At 66.1% G+C, this 17070-nt stretch carries 16 protein-coding genes; 2 read left to right on the top strand and 14 right to left on the bottom strand.

Annotation, left to right across the window (positions count from 1 at the left end):
* Positions 1 to 10: 10 nt before the first annotated feature.
* Together hisS and A5785_RS10575 are read right to left on the bottom strand one after the other, a co-directional pair.
* A complete protein-coding gene (hisS, locus tag A5785_RS10580) occupies positions 11 to 1276 on the bottom strand; it encodes a histidine--tRNA ligase (RefSeq protein ID WP_005202630.1) in 1266 nt (421 codons plus the stop codon).
* Positions 1273 to 1992, bottom strand: coding sequence for an MBL fold metallo-hydrolase (locus A5785_RS10575; RefSeq protein WP_005202628.1), 720 nt, complete (start codon positions 1990 to 1992; stop codon positions 1273 to 1275). Before A5785_RS10575 ends, hisS begins: the two co-directional genes overlap by 4 nt.
* Before the next feature lie 232 nt (positions 1993 to 2224).
* On the opposite strand from A5785_RS10575, the gene A5785_RS10570 reads away from it, so the two are divergent.
* The gene (locus A5785_RS10570) at positions 2225 to 3169 is read left to right on the top strand and encodes a peptidylprolyl isomerase (protein WP_005202626.1); all 945 of its coding nucleotides are present in this window, start codon (positions 2225 to 2227) and stop codon (positions 3167 to 3169) included.
* A gap of 124 nt (positions 3170 to 3293) precedes the next feature.
* Here A5785_RS10570 and A5785_RS10565 read toward each other — a convergent pair whose 3' ends face one another.
* The 9 genes from A5785_RS10565 to ruvC form a co-directional block, all read right to left on the bottom strand.
* Positions 3294 to 5702, bottom strand: coding sequence for a RelA/SpoT family protein (locus A5785_RS10565; RefSeq protein WP_064866332.1), 2409 nt, complete (start codon positions 5700 to 5702; stop codon positions 3294 to 3296).
* 162 nt (positions 5703 to 5864) lie between these two features.
* Positions 5865 to 6458, bottom strand: coding sequence for an adenine phosphoribosyltransferase (locus tag A5785_RS10560; protein ID WP_156528032.1), 594 nt, complete (start codon positions 6456 to 6458; stop codon positions 5865 to 5867).
* 4 nt (positions 6459 to 6462) lie between these two features.
* Positions 6463 to 8142, bottom strand: coding sequence for an ABC transporter substrate-binding protein (locus A5785_RS10555; protein ID WP_197500816.1), 1680 nt, complete (start codon positions 8140 to 8142; stop codon positions 6463 to 6465).
* 7 nt (positions 8143 to 8149) lie between these two features.
* Complete coding sequence (gene secF, locus A5785_RS10550; protein WP_064866328.1) at positions 8150 to 9352, bottom strand: protein translocase subunit SecF; 1203 nt, start codon at positions 9350 to 9352, stop codon at positions 8150 to 8152.
* Complete coding sequence (gene secD, locus A5785_RS10545; RefSeq protein WP_064866326.1) at positions 9349 to 11052, bottom strand: protein translocase subunit SecD; 1704 nt, start codon at positions 11050 to 11052, stop codon at positions 9349 to 9351. Before secD ends, secF begins: the two co-directional genes overlap by 4 nt.
* 157 nt (positions 11053 to 11209) lie before the next feature.
* On the bottom strand, positions 11210 to 11665 hold the full coding sequence (gene yajC / locus A5785_RS10540) for a preprotein translocase subunit YajC (RefSeq protein WP_064866324.1): 456 nt from the start codon (positions 11663 to 11665) through the stop codon (positions 11210 to 11212).
* 109 nt (positions 11666 to 11774) lie between these two features.
* Positions 11775 to 12860 (bottom strand): Holliday junction branch migration DNA helicase RuvB, encoded by a 1086-nt coding sequence (gene ruvB, locus A5785_RS10535; protein WP_064866322.1) that lies wholly within the window; start codon positions 12858 to 12860, stop codon positions 11775 to 11777.
* Positions 12857 to 13450 (bottom strand): Holliday junction branch migration protein RuvA, encoded by a 594-nt coding sequence (ruvA, locus tag A5785_RS10530; protein WP_064866320.1) that lies wholly within the window; start codon positions 13448 to 13450, stop codon positions 12857 to 12859. The genes ruvB and ruvA overlap by 4 nt, the downstream gene beginning before the upstream one ends.
* A complete protein-coding gene (gene ruvC / locus A5785_RS10525; protein WP_064866318.1) occupies positions 13447 to 14034 on the bottom strand; it encodes a crossover junction endodeoxyribonuclease RuvC in 588 nt (195 codons plus the stop codon). The genes ruvA and ruvC overlap by 4 nt, the downstream gene beginning before the upstream one ends.
* Positions 14035 to 14127: 93 nt before the next feature.
* Here ruvC and A5785_RS10520 point away from each other — a divergent pair, with 93 nt between their 5' ends.
* The gene (locus A5785_RS10520; RefSeq protein ID WP_064866346.1) at positions 14128 to 14739 is read left to right on the top strand and encodes a hypothetical protein; all 612 of its coding nucleotides are present in this window, start codon (positions 14128 to 14130) and stop codon (positions 14737 to 14739) included.
* Positions 14740 to 14742: 3 nt separating this feature from the next.
* On the opposite strand, the gene A5785_RS10515 is transcribed toward A5785_RS10520, so the two are convergent.
* The 3 genes from A5785_RS10515 to A5785_RS10505 form a co-directional block, all read right to left on the bottom strand.
* Complete coding sequence (locus A5785_RS10515; protein WP_064866316.1) at positions 14743 to 15495, bottom strand: YebC/PmpR family DNA-binding transcriptional regulator; 753 nt, start codon at positions 15493 to 15495, stop codon at positions 14743 to 14745.
* A gap of 61 nt (positions 15496 to 15556) precedes the next feature.
* On the bottom strand, positions 15557 to 16177 hold the full coding sequence (gene pdxT, locus A5785_RS10510) for a pyridoxal 5'-phosphate synthase glutaminase subunit PdxT (protein WP_064866314.1): 621 nt from the start codon (positions 16175 to 16177) through the stop codon (positions 15557 to 15559).
* Positions 16174 to 17028 carry an acyl-CoA thioesterase gene (locus A5785_RS10505; RefSeq protein ID WP_064866312.1) on the bottom strand — a complete coding sequence of 285 codons (855 nt, stop codon included), beginning with the start codon at positions 17026 to 17028 and terminating at the stop codon, positions 16174 to 16176. Before A5785_RS10505 ends, pdxT begins: the two co-directional genes overlap by 4 nt.
* Between the last annotated feature and the right edge of the window lie 42 nt (positions 17029 to 17070).

The raw sequence follows: 17070 nt of genomic DNA, 5'->3' as shown, positions 1-17070 counted from the left end.
GGGATCGCACTCAGGCCAGCAGGCCGCGCACCTCGTCGACGACGCCTTCCAGCGACGTCTTGTGCTGCTCCCCGTTGGTCAGGTTCTTGACCTCGATGGTCCCCTCGGCGAGTTCACGGTCGCCGAGTACCAGCGCCAGCTTCGCGCCGGACCGATCCGCGGCCTTCATCGCGCCTTTGAGTCCGCGGTCGCCGTAGGCGAGGTCGACGCTGACGCCCGCAGCACGCAACTGCCCTGCGACACTGACCAATTCGGCTTTGGCGTCGGTGCCCAGTGGCACCCCGAACACCTGACACCGCGCGGCGTCGACGTGCGCGATGCCCTCGGCCTCGAGGGCCAGCATCGTACGGTCGACGCCGAGCCCGTAGCCGATACCCGAAAGGTCCTGCTTGCTGCCGAGCTGACGCATCAGGCCGTCGTAGCGACCGCCGCCACCGATACCCGACTGCGCGCCGAGTCCGTCGTGGACGAATTCGAACGTCGTCTTGGTGTAGTAGTCCAGGCCGCGGACCAGGCGGGGATTGATCACATACGGCACGCCGAGCTGGCGCAGATGCGACAGCACACTCTCGAAGTGGCCGCGCGCGTCGTCGGACAGATAGTCGAGCATGAGCGGTGCGTCGGCGGTGGCCTCGCGGATATCGGGCCGCTTGTCGTCGAGCACGCGCAGCGGATTGATCTGTGCGCGTTGACGTGTCGCCTCGTCGAGGTCGAGTCCGCTCAGGAACTCCTGCAGCGCGTCGCGGTATGCCGGGCGGCAGGAGTCGTCGCCGAGGGAGGTGATCTCCAGGCGGAATCCCGACAATCCGAGCCGTCGGTACCCCTCGTCGGCGATCGCGATGACCTCGGCGTCGAGCGCGGGGTCGTCGACGCCGATCGCCTCCACCCCGACCTGCTGCAATTGGCGGTAGCGGCCGGCCTGTGGGCGTTCGTAGCGGAAGAACGGACCCGCGTAGCAGAGCTTGACGGGGAGCTGTCCACGGTCGAGGCCGTGCTCGATGACCGCGCGGACAACTCCGGCGGTGCCTTCGGGACGAAGCGTGACCGACCGGCCGCCGCGGTCTTCGAAGGTGTACATCTCCTTGCTGACCACGTCGGTCGACTCGCCGACGCCCCTGGCGAAGAGGCCGGTGTCCTCGAAGATCGGCAGTTCGATGTGTCCGTAGCCGGCGCGCCGAGCGGCGTCGGTGAACGTGTCACGGACGCGGCGGAAATCAGCCGACGCGGGCGGGTAGTAGTCGGGGATGCCCTTCGGTGCGACGAAGTCGGCGCTCACAGTCTCCTGCTTCCCTTCTGTCGGCTCGACTCCCCCAATTCAGTGAGGAACGGGTTCGTCGCGCGTTCCTGCCCGATCGAGGTCTGCGGCCCGTGGCCGGGCAACACCTGGGTCTGGTCGGGCAACCCGAGGAGCTTCGACTCGATCGATTCGAGCAGTTGCCGGTGGTTGCCGCCGGGCAGATCGGTGCGTCCGATGGACCCCGCAAAGAGTACGTCACCGGAGAAGCAGACTCCGACACTGGTCTCCTGACCTGCATCGTCGAGGACCGGAACGTCGGTGCGCAACAGTACGGACCCCTGGGTGTGGCCGGGCGCGAGATCGACGTCGAACCGGATGCCCGCCACCTCGATCGGCTCACCGTCGACGAACTCGATGACCTTCTCCGGCTCGCGGAACGTCAACGGCCCGATCATCGCGCCGAGTGCGCTGCCGAGGCCGACCGCCGGGTCGGCGAGCATCGGGCGATCAGCCGGGTGGATATAGGCGGGAATCCCGTATGCGTCGCAGACATCAGCGGCGTTCCAGGTGTGATCGAGGTGGCCGTGGGTGAGCAGCACCGCAACCGGGGTCAGGTCGTGCTCGGCGAGAATCTCGGCGACCTTGCCCGCCGCTTCCTGCCCCGGGTCGACGACGACCGCCTCACCGCCCGGCTCGGGCGCCACGATGTAGCAGTTGGTCTGGAACATCCCGGCGGGGAATCCGGTGATCAGCATGTGCTCTCCTCGGCTTCGACATGACGCGGGCGCCGATGACGCGTCGCTCCTGACCCTCCATTCTGGCGCATGTCCGAACACCACTCGACGACACTCCGGCACACCTGCCTGGAGAACTCTCAGGGTGTCCTGGCACACTTGCGTGTCGATACAGCCGTGATTCATACGCGCCGTGTTTGATACGCACCGAGTTTCATACGCCCCGACAGACGTCTCAGGAGGGTTCACCAGCGTGACCACCAACGAGGAACGCCGCGAAGCCGCCAAGCGGAAGCTTGAGGACAGACTCGAACGCGAGCGCCAGGATCGCAAGCGTCGGCGGATCCTCATCGCGTCGATCTCGACAGTGGTGGTGGTAGCAGTCGTCGCCACCGCGACCACGCTCATCGTGAAGAAGGTCCTCGACGACCGCGAAGCCGCTCGATGGACGTCGTGTCAGTATCAGGATCAGCCCGACCGCCTCAAGCCGATCCCCACCGATCCGCCGCAGGGTGTGCCCGCTGAGCAGCACGACGAGTACCGCAAGTACGCGGCCGAGATGAACAAGATGATCAACGAGGGCATTCCGAAGAAGCGGACAGCCCCCAAGCCCGGTGACCGGCAACTGAAGTCCGGCGACGTCTCGGCGGTGTTCGACACGTCCCAGGGCGCGATTCCGATCACGCTGACCCGGGCGTCGGCACCGTGCAACACGGGCGCGATCATCTCGCTCATCAGCGACAAGTACTACAACGACACCCCGTGCCACCGCATGACCACGAGCGAGGCACTCAAGGTGCTGCAGTGTGGCGATCCCACCGGAACCGGTGCAGGCGGCCCGGGCTGGAGCAGCCCCGACGAGCCGCCGACCGATCTCAAGCCCGCAGGACAGGCGAACCAGATGACCGGACAGCAGTCGGTGATCTACCCCCGCGGCACCATCGCGATCGCCAACAGCAACCAGGGCGGCCAGAGCAGCAACACCGGCTCGAGCCAGTTCTTCCTCGTGATCTCCGACAGTCAGCTCCCGGCCGACTACTCGGTAGTCGGCAAGGTCGACCCCGAGGGCCTGAAGGTGCTCGACAAGGTCGCCGCAGGCGGCGTGACCGCCGGACCGTCGGGCGAGGCCAACGACGGCAAGCCCAAGCTTCCAGTGCAGATCACCACGGCCAAGATCACCGGCGGAGACCTGGACTAAACGCACACTCGACGCGACGAAGCGCCCAGTCGGCGGGACAACCCCGCGACTGGGCGCTTCTCTGTGTCGAGTGTGCGCCCGAGAACGCCCACTGGGCGCCCGAGACCGTTGAGCGGGCGCGCAGCTACGCCGCGGAGGTCACGCGGTAGACGTCGTAGACGCCCTCGACGTTGCGCACGACGTTCAGAACGTGGCCGAGGTGTTTGGGGTCGCCCATCTCGAAGGTGAACTTGCTGACCGCGACGCGGTCGCGGCTCGTGGTCACCGACGCCGAGAGGATGTTCACCTTTTCGTCGGCGAGTACCTTGGTCACGTCCGACAGCAGCCGGTGACGGTCGAGGGCCTCCACCTGGATGGCGACCAGGAACACCGACTCGGCCGACGGCGCCCAGGTCACAGGGATGATTCGTTCGTCCTGGCGGCGCAGTTCACCCGCGTTGGTGCAGTCGGTGCGGTGGACGCTGACACCCCCGCCGCGCGTGATGAAGCCGAGGATGTCGTCGCCGGGAACCGGCGTACAACACTTCGCGAGCTTGATGAGGACGTTGTCGACACCCTCGATGACGACCCCGGCATCGCCGCCTGCCCTGGTCCGCGACGGCATCGTCGACAGTGTCGATCGCTCGGCGATCTCCTCTGCGGCGTCGTCGATGCCACCGAGGGACGAGACGAGCCGATTCACGACGTGCCGTGCGGACACATGGTTCTCGCCGACAGCCGTGTACAGCGCGCTGACGTCGGCGTAGCGCAGTTCCTTGGCGATCGCGGCCATCGACTCGGCGCTCATCAGACGCTGCAGTGGCAATCCGCCTCGTCGAACCTCTTTGGCGATCGCGTCCTTGCCGGTCTCCAGAGCCTCTTCACGACGCTCCTTGGCGAACCACTGGCGGATCTTGGCCTTCGCTCGGGGCGAGACGACGAAGTTCTGCCAGTCCTTGCTCGGCCCGGCGTTGGGAGCCTTCGACGTGAACACCTCGACGACTTCGCCGTTCTCGAGTTCGCGTTCGAGCGCGACGAGTCGGCCGTTGACGCGGGCACCGATACATCGGTGCCCCACCTCGGTGTGCACCGCGTAGGCGAAGTCGACGGGCGTCGAGCCCGCGGGCAGCGTGATCACGTCGCCCTTCGGCGTGAAGACGAAGATCTCCTTGACGGCGAGGTCGTAGCGCAGCGACTCGAGAAACTCGCCGGGGTCGGCGGCTTCTCGTTGCCAATCGAGGAGTTGACGCATCCACGCCATGTCGTCGATCTCGGCCGTATCGGTCTTGCGTCCCTTGCGATCCCGGTAGCCACCCTCCTTGTATCGCCAATGCGCGGCGATACCGAATTCGGCGGTGCGGTGCATGTCGTTGGTGCGGATCTGAATCTCGAGGGGCTTGCCCTCCGGCCCGATGACCGTGGTGTGCAACGACTGGTACACGCCGAACCTCGGCTGAGCGATGTAGTCCTTGAAACGTCCGGCCATCGGCTGCCACAGCGAATGCACGACGCCGACCGCCGCGTAGCAGTCACGCACGTCGTCGCACAGGATGCGCATGCCGACGAGATCGTGGATGTCGTCGAAGTCGCGACCCTTGACGATCATCTTCTGATAGATCGACCAGTAGTGCTTGGGCCTACCCTCGACCGTCGCGGTGATCTTGGCCGACGACAGCGCGTTGTTGATGTCGGCGCGCACACGGGCGAGATAGGTGTCGCGCGAGGGCGCGCGGTCGGCAACGAGCCGCACGATCTCCTCGTAGCGCTTGGGGTGCAGAATCGCGAAAGAGAGGTCTTCGAGTTCCCACTTGACCGTTGCCATGCCGAGCCGATGGGCAAGTGGCGCAATCACTTCCAGCGTTTCACGAGCCTTGCGCGCCTGCTTCTCCGGCGGGAGGAAGCGCATCGTGCGCATGTTGTGGAGGCGGTCGGCGACCTTGATGACGAGAACCCGCGGATCGCGTGCCATCGCGATGATCATCTTGCGGATCGTCTCGGCTTCGGCGGCGCTGCCGAGGGCCACCTTGTCGAGCTTGGTCACGCCGTCGACGAGATGGGCGACCTCGGCACCGAATTCACTCTCGAGCGCCTCGAGGGTGTAGCCGGTGTCCTCGACGGTGTCGTGCAGCAGCGCGGCGACGAGCGTGGTGGTGTCCATCCCGAGATCGGCGAGAATCGTCGCAACCGCGAGCGGATGGGTGATGTATGGGTCGCCCGACTTCCGGTTCTGACCACGATGGCGTTCGTCGGCGACGTCGTAGGCGTGCTGCAGAAGCGCGATGTCGGCCTTGGGATAGATCTCCCGATGCAGGGTGACCAGAGGTTCGAGGACCGGACGGACCGAGCTGCGGGTCGCGGTCATCCGACGTGCGAGGCGGGCGCGAACGCGCCGCGACGCCGAGGCATGCGTGGTGTCGGCAGGAGCAGGTGGCTCGGTGGCCCCAGTGTTGTCGGGCGCACTCACCGGGGCGGGAGCAGCTGGACGGGCCTGCTCCGCGGGGGCGGTCGGCGTGACCCGCTCACGAGCGACGGCCGCCTCGGTCTCGTTCGCCATGCTGCCTCCTTCTCGTGGTGCGTCTTCTCAGGACGTCAGGTCGCCGAACAGACACGCCGACATCGACCGATGACACTGATCCTGGAAGATTTCAACACCGTATGTGACGAGTCTAATCCGGCACCGACGCCGGGCGCGGCATGCGCTGCGGACCGACCGGGCTCAGCGGTCGTCGGTGATCGCGTGCAGGCTCACATCCGGGCCGAGTTCGGCAGCGATCTTCGCGCGCCCGCCGAGATCGGCGAGTTCCATGACCACCGCGACCCCGACAACAGACGCACCCGCCAAACCCATGAGTTTCGACGCCGCGACAGCGGTTCCACCCGTTGCGAGGACGTCGTCGACGATCAGCACGCGCCGACCGGTGATGTCGATGCCGCTCGCCGGGATCTCCAGCCGAGCTGTCCCGTATTCGAGGTCGTAGTCGACTCCGTAGACCGGTGGGGGCAGCTTCCCACCCTTACGGACCGCCAAGATGCCGACCTCCAGCTCTTGTGCGACGGCACCGCCCACCAGGAAGCCACGGGCGTCGATTCCCGCAACGAGGTCGACGCCCGAACACCCGTGTGTCAGCGCCGTCACGATCGACGAGAATCCCTCCGTGTCGGCGAGGACCGGGGTCAGATCACGAAAGAGGATGCCCGGCTTCGGAAAGTCGGGAACCGTGCGTTGATGCTCGGCGATCGCCGCCCGGGCCCGGAGGACCGCCTCGCGCGTGACCTCGTCGGAACCGCCGGTCGCGCGCCCGCTGCTCACGCGCTCACTCACCGCTCACCCACCGATCCATGTTCCATCCCGTTCCATTGCGGCCGAGTCCGGCAACCACGTTGTCGACTCGATCATTCCATCGTCGAACCCGCGGAGCAGCGAACAACGGAATCGACGGGACATCCGACCACGCCGCGCCCTCGATCGTCCGGACAAGACTCAAGTGTTCGCTTCCGAGCGCGCCGACGCTGCGGGCGGCGATAGCGTCGGAGACTGCTTGATCGTCAAAGTCGTTGATGTCCAACGGGTCTCCGTCGAACAGCTGATACGCGTCTCGGCTCGGGTCGGCTGCGCCCGCCGCGGCGAACGACGCTCCGTTGACCACCAACACCGCGTCGGCGGTCTTTCCGAGGTCGCTGATACCGAACTGTGGCGACGACACATCGGTGACCGAGATGCCGGCGGCGCGGCAGGAGTCGGCGATCGCTGCGACCATCTGCCGTTGGCGGTCACCTGGCGCGAGGTAGCCGATGCGGACCCGGATGCCCGACTCCTCACCCGCTCCAGCGAGGAGTTCTCGCGACTTGGCGGTGTTCGCACGCAGGTATCCCTGACCGAATTCGCCGTTGATTGCTGCCGCGAGGCGGTCCGCGGGTGCGAGCGTCCGCAGGTTCCACAACTGCGCGCCCTGGCCGAACGTGCGCGTCAGCGCATCCCGGGGTACACAACTGGCGAACGCCCGTCGAACAGCGACGTCGGCGAAGACCCCACGTCGCGAGAGCACCACTTCTTCGACGCCCAGCGCCCGGCCGGGCGCGTCGGGGGCTTGCACCTGCCCCGCGGAGTTCTGGTCGCTGCGTTTGGCGTCGCCGTCTGTCAGGCCTGCAGTCACGTCGGCGACGCTGTACGAGTTGCCGGTGATGAGGCGAGCCGAGTCGGACCTGCCGTGCACGAGAATCCGCGACACCTTGGGCGCGTCTCCCCACCACTTCGGGTTGGGGACGAGCAGCACGCCTGCGTCGGTCACTTCGGAGATCTCGTAGGGACCCGACGACGGTACGTTGTCGGCATCGCCGCCCGCTCGCAGCTCGAACGCCGACGTCCAGGCCTTCGCGATCCTCCGGATCGCTGCGCGGTCGGACGACCTGATCGACGTCAGCACGTCGGCGACGCCTGCGACACGGCCGACCACCTGCGCGGGCATGAGCGTGCCCGCGCCGAACAGGGAGAGCCAGTCACGGTAGTCGCGGCCGCGCTTGAAGGTCACTGTCGCCGACTTGGAGCCCGCCTTGCAGTCGACGGCGTCGATGTCGCGGTACCCGGCGGTGGTCGCGGCCCCGAACTCCGGAAACCGTCCGCTCATCGCCGTCCACGCGAGGACCAGATCGTCGCAGTCCAGGGGCGTGCCGTCGGAGAACGCGGCGTCGGGCGTGAACTGGTAGGTCAGCGTCTGCACCGGACCCGCCTGCACGCTCACGGTGCCGATGTCACGGTCGGGCGTCACCTGACCCGACGCCCCGAGATAACTGAACCCGGGGAGTACTCGGCCGGTCAGCATCAACGCGCCGTCGGCGTTGCCTGCGGCGGTGTTCGCGTTGGCCGTGCTCAGGCGCGCGTCGGTGAGGTAGTCGAGCGTCGGTGGTGGGTCGTCGCCGCACGCGGCGACCACCCCGACCATGACGAGGCCCGCCAACACCATCGCGAGCACTTTCGTGCTGCGCACTGACGTCACGGCGCGCCTATCGGGAACGCCGACGCTTGCCGGTAGGAGCCTGCAGCTCCTCCCCCGCATCCTTTGCAGCGCGAGCACTCCGTGTGCTCGACGCCGCACTCGAGCGACCACGAACCGGCCGGTCTGCCGCGCTGACGTCCTCACCGGCCTCGATCGCGCTGCGACGCGCCAGCACACGCGCGGTGTGCTTCTTGATGTCGGAACGACGTTCCTTGAGCGTGACGAGCAGCGGGGCCGCGAGGAAGATCGACGAGTAGGTACCGACGACCACGCCGACCAACTGGATCAGTGCGAGGTCCTTGAGCGTGCCGACACCGAGCAACCACACGGCGATCACCATCAGCGCGATGATCGGCAGCACAGAGATGACCGTCGTGTTGATCGACCGCATCAGGGTCTGGTTGATCGCGAGGTTGGCCTGCTCGGCGTACGTCCGACGCGTCGTCTGCAAGACCGACCGGGTGTTCTCACCGACCTTGTCGAACACGACGACGGTGTCGTAGATCGAGAAGCCCAGGATGGTGAGCAGACCGATCACCGTTGCCGGAGTGACCTCGAAACCGACGAGCGAATAGATGCCTGCCGTCACGACGATGTCGAACAACAGCGAGGCGAGTGCAGCAACCGACATCTCCCTGTCGAAGCGGATGGCGATGTAGACGAAGACGATCACGAGGAACACCGCAAGCGCGATGAGCATCTTCTCGGTGATCTCTTTGCCCCAGGTCGAACTCACCTCGGAGATGCTCACGTCGCGGTTGGTGAGTTCTGGCCCGAAGCGGTCGGTCAGCGCCTGGGTGAGTGTCGATGCCTGCTGCACCGTCAGCGTCTCGGTACGCACCTGCACGGTCTGCGCAGCACCGGAACCCGCGGTCTGGACCGCTTCCGGTGCGCTGCCCAGCGCCTTGGTCGTGACGTCTTCGACGGATTGACTCGTCACACCCTGGGTGACGGGGATGGAGACCTGTGTTCCGCCTTCGAACTCGATACCGAAGGAGAACCCTCGGATGGCGATAGAAGCGATGCAGATGACGACGATCGCCAGGCTCACCAGGTACCACATGCGCCTGCGTCCGACGATCTCGAATGCACCGGTGCCGGTGTAGAGCCGAGACAGGAACGACCTGTTGGTGTCGGCGACGAAGTCGGCGTCGCTTCCGGCAGACGGAGTCGGCGCCGAGCCGTCGCGTGTGTCGTTGGTGGTTGTCATTTCGACGTTCCTTCTGCGACGGTCTGCTCGTTGTCGGTGCGCTCTGCGGCCGCCCGGTCTGCCCTGCTGGTGCGCTGGCGACGCTGCCGCGCCACCTCACTCACCGCGCCGAGGCCGTTGATGTTCGGCCGCGAGAGGAAGTCGCTCCTGCTGGCCAGCACAACAAGCGGATGGGTGACGAGGAAGACCACGACGACGTCGAGGATGGTTGTGAGACCCAACGTGAACGCGAATCCACGGACCTCACCGATCGCGAGGATGTAGATCACGGCTGCGGCGATGAAGCTGACCGCGTTGCCCGACCAGATGGTCCGGCGGGCGCTGGCCCAGCCACGCGGCACCGCCGATCGGAAACTTCGTCCCTCGCGCATCTCGTCCTTGATGCGTTCGAAGTAGACGACGAACGAGTCGGCCGTCATACCGATACCGATGATCAGACCCGCGATACCCGCGAGGTCGAGCGTGAATCCGATCCATCGGCCGAGCAACACGATGATGCCGTAGACCGCGGCACCGGCGAGGATCAGCGAGAGGATCGTCAGGAAACCGAGCGCGCGGTAGTAGAGGAGGGCGTAGATGAAGACCGCGATCAGACCGATCAGGCCGGCAATCAGACCCGCACGCAACGACTGCAGACCCAGCGTTGCCGAGACCGTCTCGGCGTCGGACGTCTTGAACGAGAGCGGCAGCGAGCCGTACTTCAGCACATTGGCGAGGTCGCTGGCCTCTGTCTCGTTGAACGATCCGGTGATCTGTGTCTTGCCGCCGGAGATCTGCGAATTGATCGTCGCGGCCGACACGACACGGCTGTCGAGGACGAACGCGGTGGTGTTGCCGATGTTCTTGGCGGTGAACTCGCTCCAGGTCTGCGCCGCGTTCGGCTTGAAGTCGAGGTAGACCGTCCACGCACCGGTCTGCTGATCGGATCCCGAGCTCGCAGAACTGATGTCGCGACCGTCGATGATCTGGGGCGCGAGCAGGTAGACCTGCTTGCCGTCCTCCGAGCACGCCACGAGGTACTGATCGGAGATGTCGTTACCGAGAAGTGGATCGTTCGCGCCGGTCGAGCAGTCCATCTTGGCCATGTAGGCCTTGAGCCCGTCGGTGTTGGCGCCTGCGGGAACCTGTCGCAGCTTGCGCTGTTCCTCGATCGCCTTGGCCGCCTGGTCGGCGGGCTGCTCGTCGGTCGGTTTCGCCGCGTCGTCCTTCTTCGGCTGCGGCGTGGCGGCCTGCACCTCGACGACGGGACGTACGAACAGGCGAGCGGTCTGGCCGAGCGTTTTGGCCTGGGCACCGTCTTGACCGGGGACCGTGATGATCAGGTTGCTGCCGTTGACGACGACCTCGGACCCGGAGACGCCGAGGCCGTTGACGCGCTGCTCGATGATCTGCTTGGCCTGATCGAGTTGTTCACGCGTTGGCGGATTGCCCGACTCCGTACGCGCCGTCAACGTAACTCGGGTGCCACCCTGTAGGTCGATGCCGAGCTTCGGCTCCGGTGATCCGCCACCGGTGAAGAAGATGAGCGCGTAGATCGCCGCAAGCAGCACGAAGAACAGTGTCAGCGGGCGCCATGGCGGGATCTCGCGCGCTGGCGACCGCCGCTTCTTCGCTGGCTTTGTGGTCGACGACCCTCGTGTCTTGGTCGACGATCCTCGTGTGTTGGTCGACGCCTCTGTCGCCCGGCGAGGGGTGGTCACGTTGTACTCGATCTCCTTCAGCGCGCGTCAGATGGCCGCAGGCCACTGTACTGATAGGCCACACGGCCGCACGCCACTCTACTGATCAGCGCTGACGCGTTCACACGACCCCACCGGGCAGTGTGACGCGCCAGCAGTGCTGCGCAGACCAGACGCGTTACTTGTCCGAATCGGAGCTGTTTCCGCCCTGATCCTTACGCAGGTTGATCTCGGTGTCGTCGGCGTCACGGTCGTCGTCGCCACCCGAGATGGAGTCGTAGCTCACGGTCCCGTCGATGGTCGAGAACTCGTCACCATCTGCAGTCAGGGGTGCGCTCGGCGGGACGTAACCGGCGTAGGTTGCCGCGGCATCCTCGGTGGGTACGACCTTCATGATCGCCAGGCGATTCCAGCGCGTGACCACTCCGGTCGCGATCTCGACGTCGATGTAGTCCGCCGACGAGGCGTCGATGATGGTGCCGAACAGACCCGAGGTGAGCTGGATGCGCGTGCCGGTCTGAATCGAATTCTGCATGTCCTGCTGCTCGGCAGCACGCTTCTTCTGCTTGCGCATGGAGAAGAACATGAAGCCGGCGAGGAGCACGAGCAGAAGCGGAAAGAGCAGAGATTCCATGAGAGAGCGATCAGTCCTTCGTTGAATGTTGAGGTTGCACGCCGTAGCTGTGCACTCCCTCTAGTGTGCCATGCCGCGAATTCGGACATTTGGCTCACTACCTGGGTGCTCAGAGGTCGTCGAACAGCGATTCACCGTCGACGTCGCGCGGACGAACACCGAACGTGGCGTTCAGAGCACCCGCAGGCGGGGTCAATCCGAGGTGGTGCCACGCCGCGGCCGTCGCCACCCGACCGCGTGGAGTCCGCGCGATCATCCCCGCACGCACGAGAAAGGGTTCGCAGACCTCTTCGACGGTTGCGGGCTCTTCGCCGACGGCGACGGCCAGAGTCGACACACCCACCGGTCCACCACCGAAAGCCCTGATCAGCGCATTGAGCACGGCACGGTCGAGCCGATCGAAGCCGAGTTCGTCGACGTCGTAGACGGCCAGCGCAGCCCGTGCGGTGTCGACAGTGACGGTTCCGTCACCGCGCACCTCCGCATAGTCGCGTACACGCCGCAACAGCCGATTCGCGATACGCGGTGTCCCGCGTGACCGACTCGCGATCTCCGACGCCGCGTCGCCGCCGAGATCGATGCCGAGAATGCCCGCGGAACGGCGGAGGACTCGCACCAACTCGTCGGTCTCGTAGAACTCCATGTGGGCGGTGAACCCGAATCTGTCGCGCAGCGGGCCGGTCAGCGACCCCGACCGCGTGGTCGCGCCGACCAGCGTGAACGGTGCGACGTCGAGCGGAATCGACGTCGCGCCCGGCCCCTTGCCCACCACGACGTCGACTCGGAAGTCCTCCATCGCGAGATATAGCATCTCCTCGGCGGGGCGCGCGATGCGGTGGATCTCGTCGATGAAGAGCACGTCTCCCTCGACCAGATTCGACAGCATCGCCGCGAGATCGCCTGCCCTCTCGAGCGCCGGACCAGACGTGACCCTGATCGCAGCGCCCATCTCGGCCGCGATGATCATCGCCAACGACGTCTTGCCCAGCCCGGGAGGTCCGGACAACAGGATGTGGTCGGGTGTTCCTCCCCGACCACGCGCTCCGTGCAGAACGAGTTCGAGCTGTTCACACACCCGCGGCTGCCCGATGAAGTCGGCCAGTGAACGCGGACGCAGGCCCGCGTCAAGGTCGCCGTCGGACCGCACGGGCGTCGCGTTGACCTCGCGCTCGATCGGCTCGTCGGAACTATTCACGACTTACCCAGCACCGCAAGCGATTTCCGCAAGGCGGCGGACGCGTCGGCATCGGGTGTCTCCGCGAGAATCGCGACGACGGCCTTCTCCGCGGGCGCCGCGGTGAAGCCGAGTCCGACGAGCGCCTCGATGACCTGATCCCGCACTCCACCCCCCGTGACGCTTACGCCTGCCGGTCCGTCTGCCGCCGGACGATCGACCTTGTCACGAAGCTCGACGACGAGCCGCTCGGCGACTCGCTTGCCGATCCCGGGGACGGAGGTGAGCGCTTTGACGTCGGAGTCGGCCAGCGCCCTGCGCAGCGCCTCGGGTTCGAGGACGGCCAGCGTGGCCATCGCGAGCCGCGGCCCGACACCGGTCACGGTCTGCAGCAGCGCGAACAACGCTCTGGCGTCGGGCTCGGTGAACCCGTACAGGGTCATCGAGTCCTCGCGCACGATCATCGAGGTGAGCAGCGTCGACTCCTCACCCCGATGCATCCGCGACAACGTCGACGGCGTGGCGAGAACGCGGTATCCGACACCGGCGCAATCGATCACCACATGGTCGAGCGCGACGTCGACGACGGGCCCACGGACAGATGCGATCATGCTCCGCTCCTCCCCTGTGCTGCGCCGGCTTTGCGCGCGGCGGCGATCTTCTCACGATGCCGGACGGCCGCAGCCTCGGCCTGCTTCTGCGCAGCCAGCATGCGCTCGGCCATCGGACCTCGCCAACAGTGGCAGATCGCGAGAGCCAACGCGTCGGCGGCGTCGGCTGGGCGCGGCTTGGTCTGCATGCCGAGAATGCGGGTGACCATTGCGGTGACCTGCGCTTTGTCGGCGCGTCCGCTGCCGGTCACCGCGGCTTTGACCTCGGATGGGGTGTGGAAGCGTACGGGTATCTCGCGCTGACCGGCGGCGAGCGCGATGACGCCACCTGCCTGCGCGGTGCCCATCGCCGTGGAGACCTGGTTCTGGGCGAACACCCGCTCGATCGCGACGACATCGGGGTGGTGTGTGTCGAGCCAATGAGAGGCCGCCGTGTACACCGCGAGCAGTCGTCGTTCGAGGTCCATGTCGGTCGGTGTGCGGACGACGTCGACGTCGAGCGCAGTCACCTGGCGACCAGCACCCGACTCGACGAGGGCGATACCGCATCGCGTCAGCCCCGGGTCGACGCCCATCACTCGCACACGTACTCCTCGGATTGCAGCGAACAGTTGTTCGAGATATTACCGAGGGGGTCCGACGATGCGGGTGATCGACACGGCGTAAGAGTGGACTCGATGACGCGATTCGAACCGATCACTCCGCAGGGCCTGGCGCAGCTGTGCATCGACCGCTGCGCCGACCTTCCCGGCATCGCGGTCGTCGGAGTCGACGGCGCGCCCGCCGCCACGCCGGACATGCTCGCCTCCGAGATCGTCGACGGTCTGCGAGAGCGCGGCCGAGCGGCGGCCGTGGTCCGCACGTCGGACTATCTGCGTCCGGCATCACTGCGACTGGAATACGGCAGATCCGATCCCGAGTCGTACCGGGAGAACTGGTTCGACTTCGCCGCTATCGGGCGGGAGGTGATCGACGCCGTCCGGGCGCATCGACGATGGCTGCCACGGTTATGGGACCCGGTGCGCGACAGATCATTTCGTGACGAACACCAGCACGCCACCGACTCTCAGGTCATCGTCGTCGCAGGCCCGATGCTGCGCACGCACGGACTCGACCTCGACGTCGTGATCCATCTGGCGATGTCGGAGGGCGCTCTGCGACGCCGGACACCAGACGCCGAGCAGTGGACCATCCGACCCCTGCTCGACGACGACGCGCACGCTCCGACCGCCGATCTCGAGGTGCGCTACGACCACCCGGACCGACCGGCGCTCGCCCGAACGAACTGAAACTCAGGCGTCGAGTTCCGCGAGGACCTCGTCGCTGACGTCGACGTTGCTGTACACGTCCTGGACGTCGTCGCAGTCTTCGAGCGCGTCGATCAGCTTGAAAACCTTTCGGGCGCCCTCGGCGTCGACCGGTACCTCGACGGAGGCACGGAAATCGGCCTCGGCGGAGTCGTAGTCGATACCGGCGTCGACCAGCGCGGTGCGCACAGCGACCAGGTCCGTCGGCTCGCTGACCACCTCGAACGATTCGCCGAGATCGTTGACTTCCTCAGCGCCTGCATCGAGGACCGCCATCAGGATGTCGTCCTCGGACTGCCCGTTCTTCTCCAGCGTCACCACACCTCGGCGGGTGAAGAGGTAGGCCACCGAACCCGGGTCGGCCATGTTGCCGCCGTTGCGGGTCATCGCGGTGCGGACCTCACCGGCAGCGCGATTGCGGTTGTCGGTCAGACACTCGATGAGGATCGCGACGCCGTTCGGTCCGTAACCCTCGTAGGTGATGGTCTGCCAGTCGGCGCCACCGGCTTCTTCGCCACCGCCGCGCTTGCGTGCGCGCTCGATGTTGTCGTTGGGTACCGAGCTCTTCTTGGCCTTCTGGATCGCGTCGTACAGCGTCGGATTACCGGCGGGGTCGCTACCCCCGGTACGTGCCGCGACCTCGATGTTCTTGATCAACTTGGCGAACATCTTGCCGCGCTTGGCGTCGATGACCGCCTTCTTGTGCTTGGTGGTCGCCCATTTGGAATGGCCGCTCATACGCTGTTCCGATCCTTTCGCGTGCCCGCGGCGTCGTTGCCACGCACGGTGTCGTTCGTCATTAGATCTTAGCGGCGACCATCCCGACGAAGTATTCGTGCACTCGTCGATCGCCTGTCACCTCCGGATGAAACGACGTCGCGAGGACGTCGCCCTGACGTACCGCGACGATCCGGCCCTCCGCGGGACCCTCGGTCACCCGGGCCAGAACCTCCACGCGTTCGCCCGCCCGCTCGACCCAGGGCGCACGGATGAAGACCGCACGCATCGGGTGTCCGTCGGTGATGCCGTCGACCTCCAGATCGGTCTCGAACGATTCCACCTGCCGCCCGAACGCGTTGCGGCGCACCGTGATGTCGAGCGCGTCAAGATGCCGGGCATCAGGCCGTGTATCGAGGATCTCCGAGGCGAGCATGATCATTCCCGCGCACGAACCGTAGGCAGGCATGCCGTCGTGGAGGCGCGCACGCAGCGGTTCGTAGAGGTCGAAGACGCCCAGGAGTCTGCTCATCGTCGTCGACTCCCCGCCCGGGATGATCAATCCGTCGACGACGTCGAGTTCTTCACGACGACGCACACTGATCGGTGTCGCTCCCGCAGCGGCGACGGCGGCGAGATGTTCACGCACATCACCCTGCAGCGCGAGGACTCCGACGCGTGCCGATCCGGTATCCGCGGTCACCTGTCGTGCCGTGCGTGCTGGTCGGCGGGCATCTGGCGGCCGGTGCGGCTCAGACCCTCTTGCGTGACCGCGGCGACGAGCCGACCGTCGCGATCGAAGATGCGGCCCTGGGTCAGTGCGCGGCCACCCCCGGCCGACGGCGAGCTCTGGTCGTAGAGCAGCCATTCGTCGGCACGGAACGGTCGCATGAACCACATGGCATGGTCGAGCGAGGCCGCCTGCGGTTCGATACCGGGGTGCGGCACCTTCGACGACCCGAGCAACGTCATGTCACTCATGTAGGCCAGCGTGCACACGTGGATGGTCTGATCGTCGGGCAGTCGGTGTCGGTACCGGAACCAGACTCGTTGCTGCGCAGCGAAATAGGGATTCGTCACCATGTCCTCGCGCGGCACCACACGAAGGTCGAAGTTCTGCCATTCCTTGAGCACCGACGAATCGTCGTCGGACAGGGTCTCGGCCCTGTCGGGCAACGACTCGGGGTCGGGCGCAGGCGGCATACGGTCCTGGTGCTCGATTCCCTCGTCGCCGTGCACATGGAACGACGCCGACATCGTGAAGATCGCCTCGCCGTTCTGGATCCCGGTCACTCTGCGGGTGCAGAACGACCGTCCGTCGCGGATGCGGTCGACGAGGAAGACCGCCGGAATATCGGGATTGCCGGGCCGGAGGAAGTATCCGTGCAGTGAATGCACCGTGTAGTTGTCGTCAACCGTGCGGGTGGCCGAGACGAGCGCCTGACCCGCGACCTGGCCGCCGAACGTGCGCTGCAGAAAGCTCTCGAACGCGCCACCGCGGTAGATGTCCTTCTCGATCCGCTCGACCTGGAGGATCTCTTCGATGTCTGCCACCCGGACAGTATCCCGCATGGTGACACCGTGGCGGACACACAG

Source organism: Gordonia sp. 852002-50395_SCH5434458 (assembly GCF_001665905.1).
GTDB lineage: Bacteria > Actinomycetota > Actinomycetes > Mycobacteriales > Mycobacteriaceae > Gordonia > Gordonia jacobaea.
Note: the sequence above shows the minus strand (reverse complement) of the source record. Positions and strands in the feature narration are given on the sequence as shown.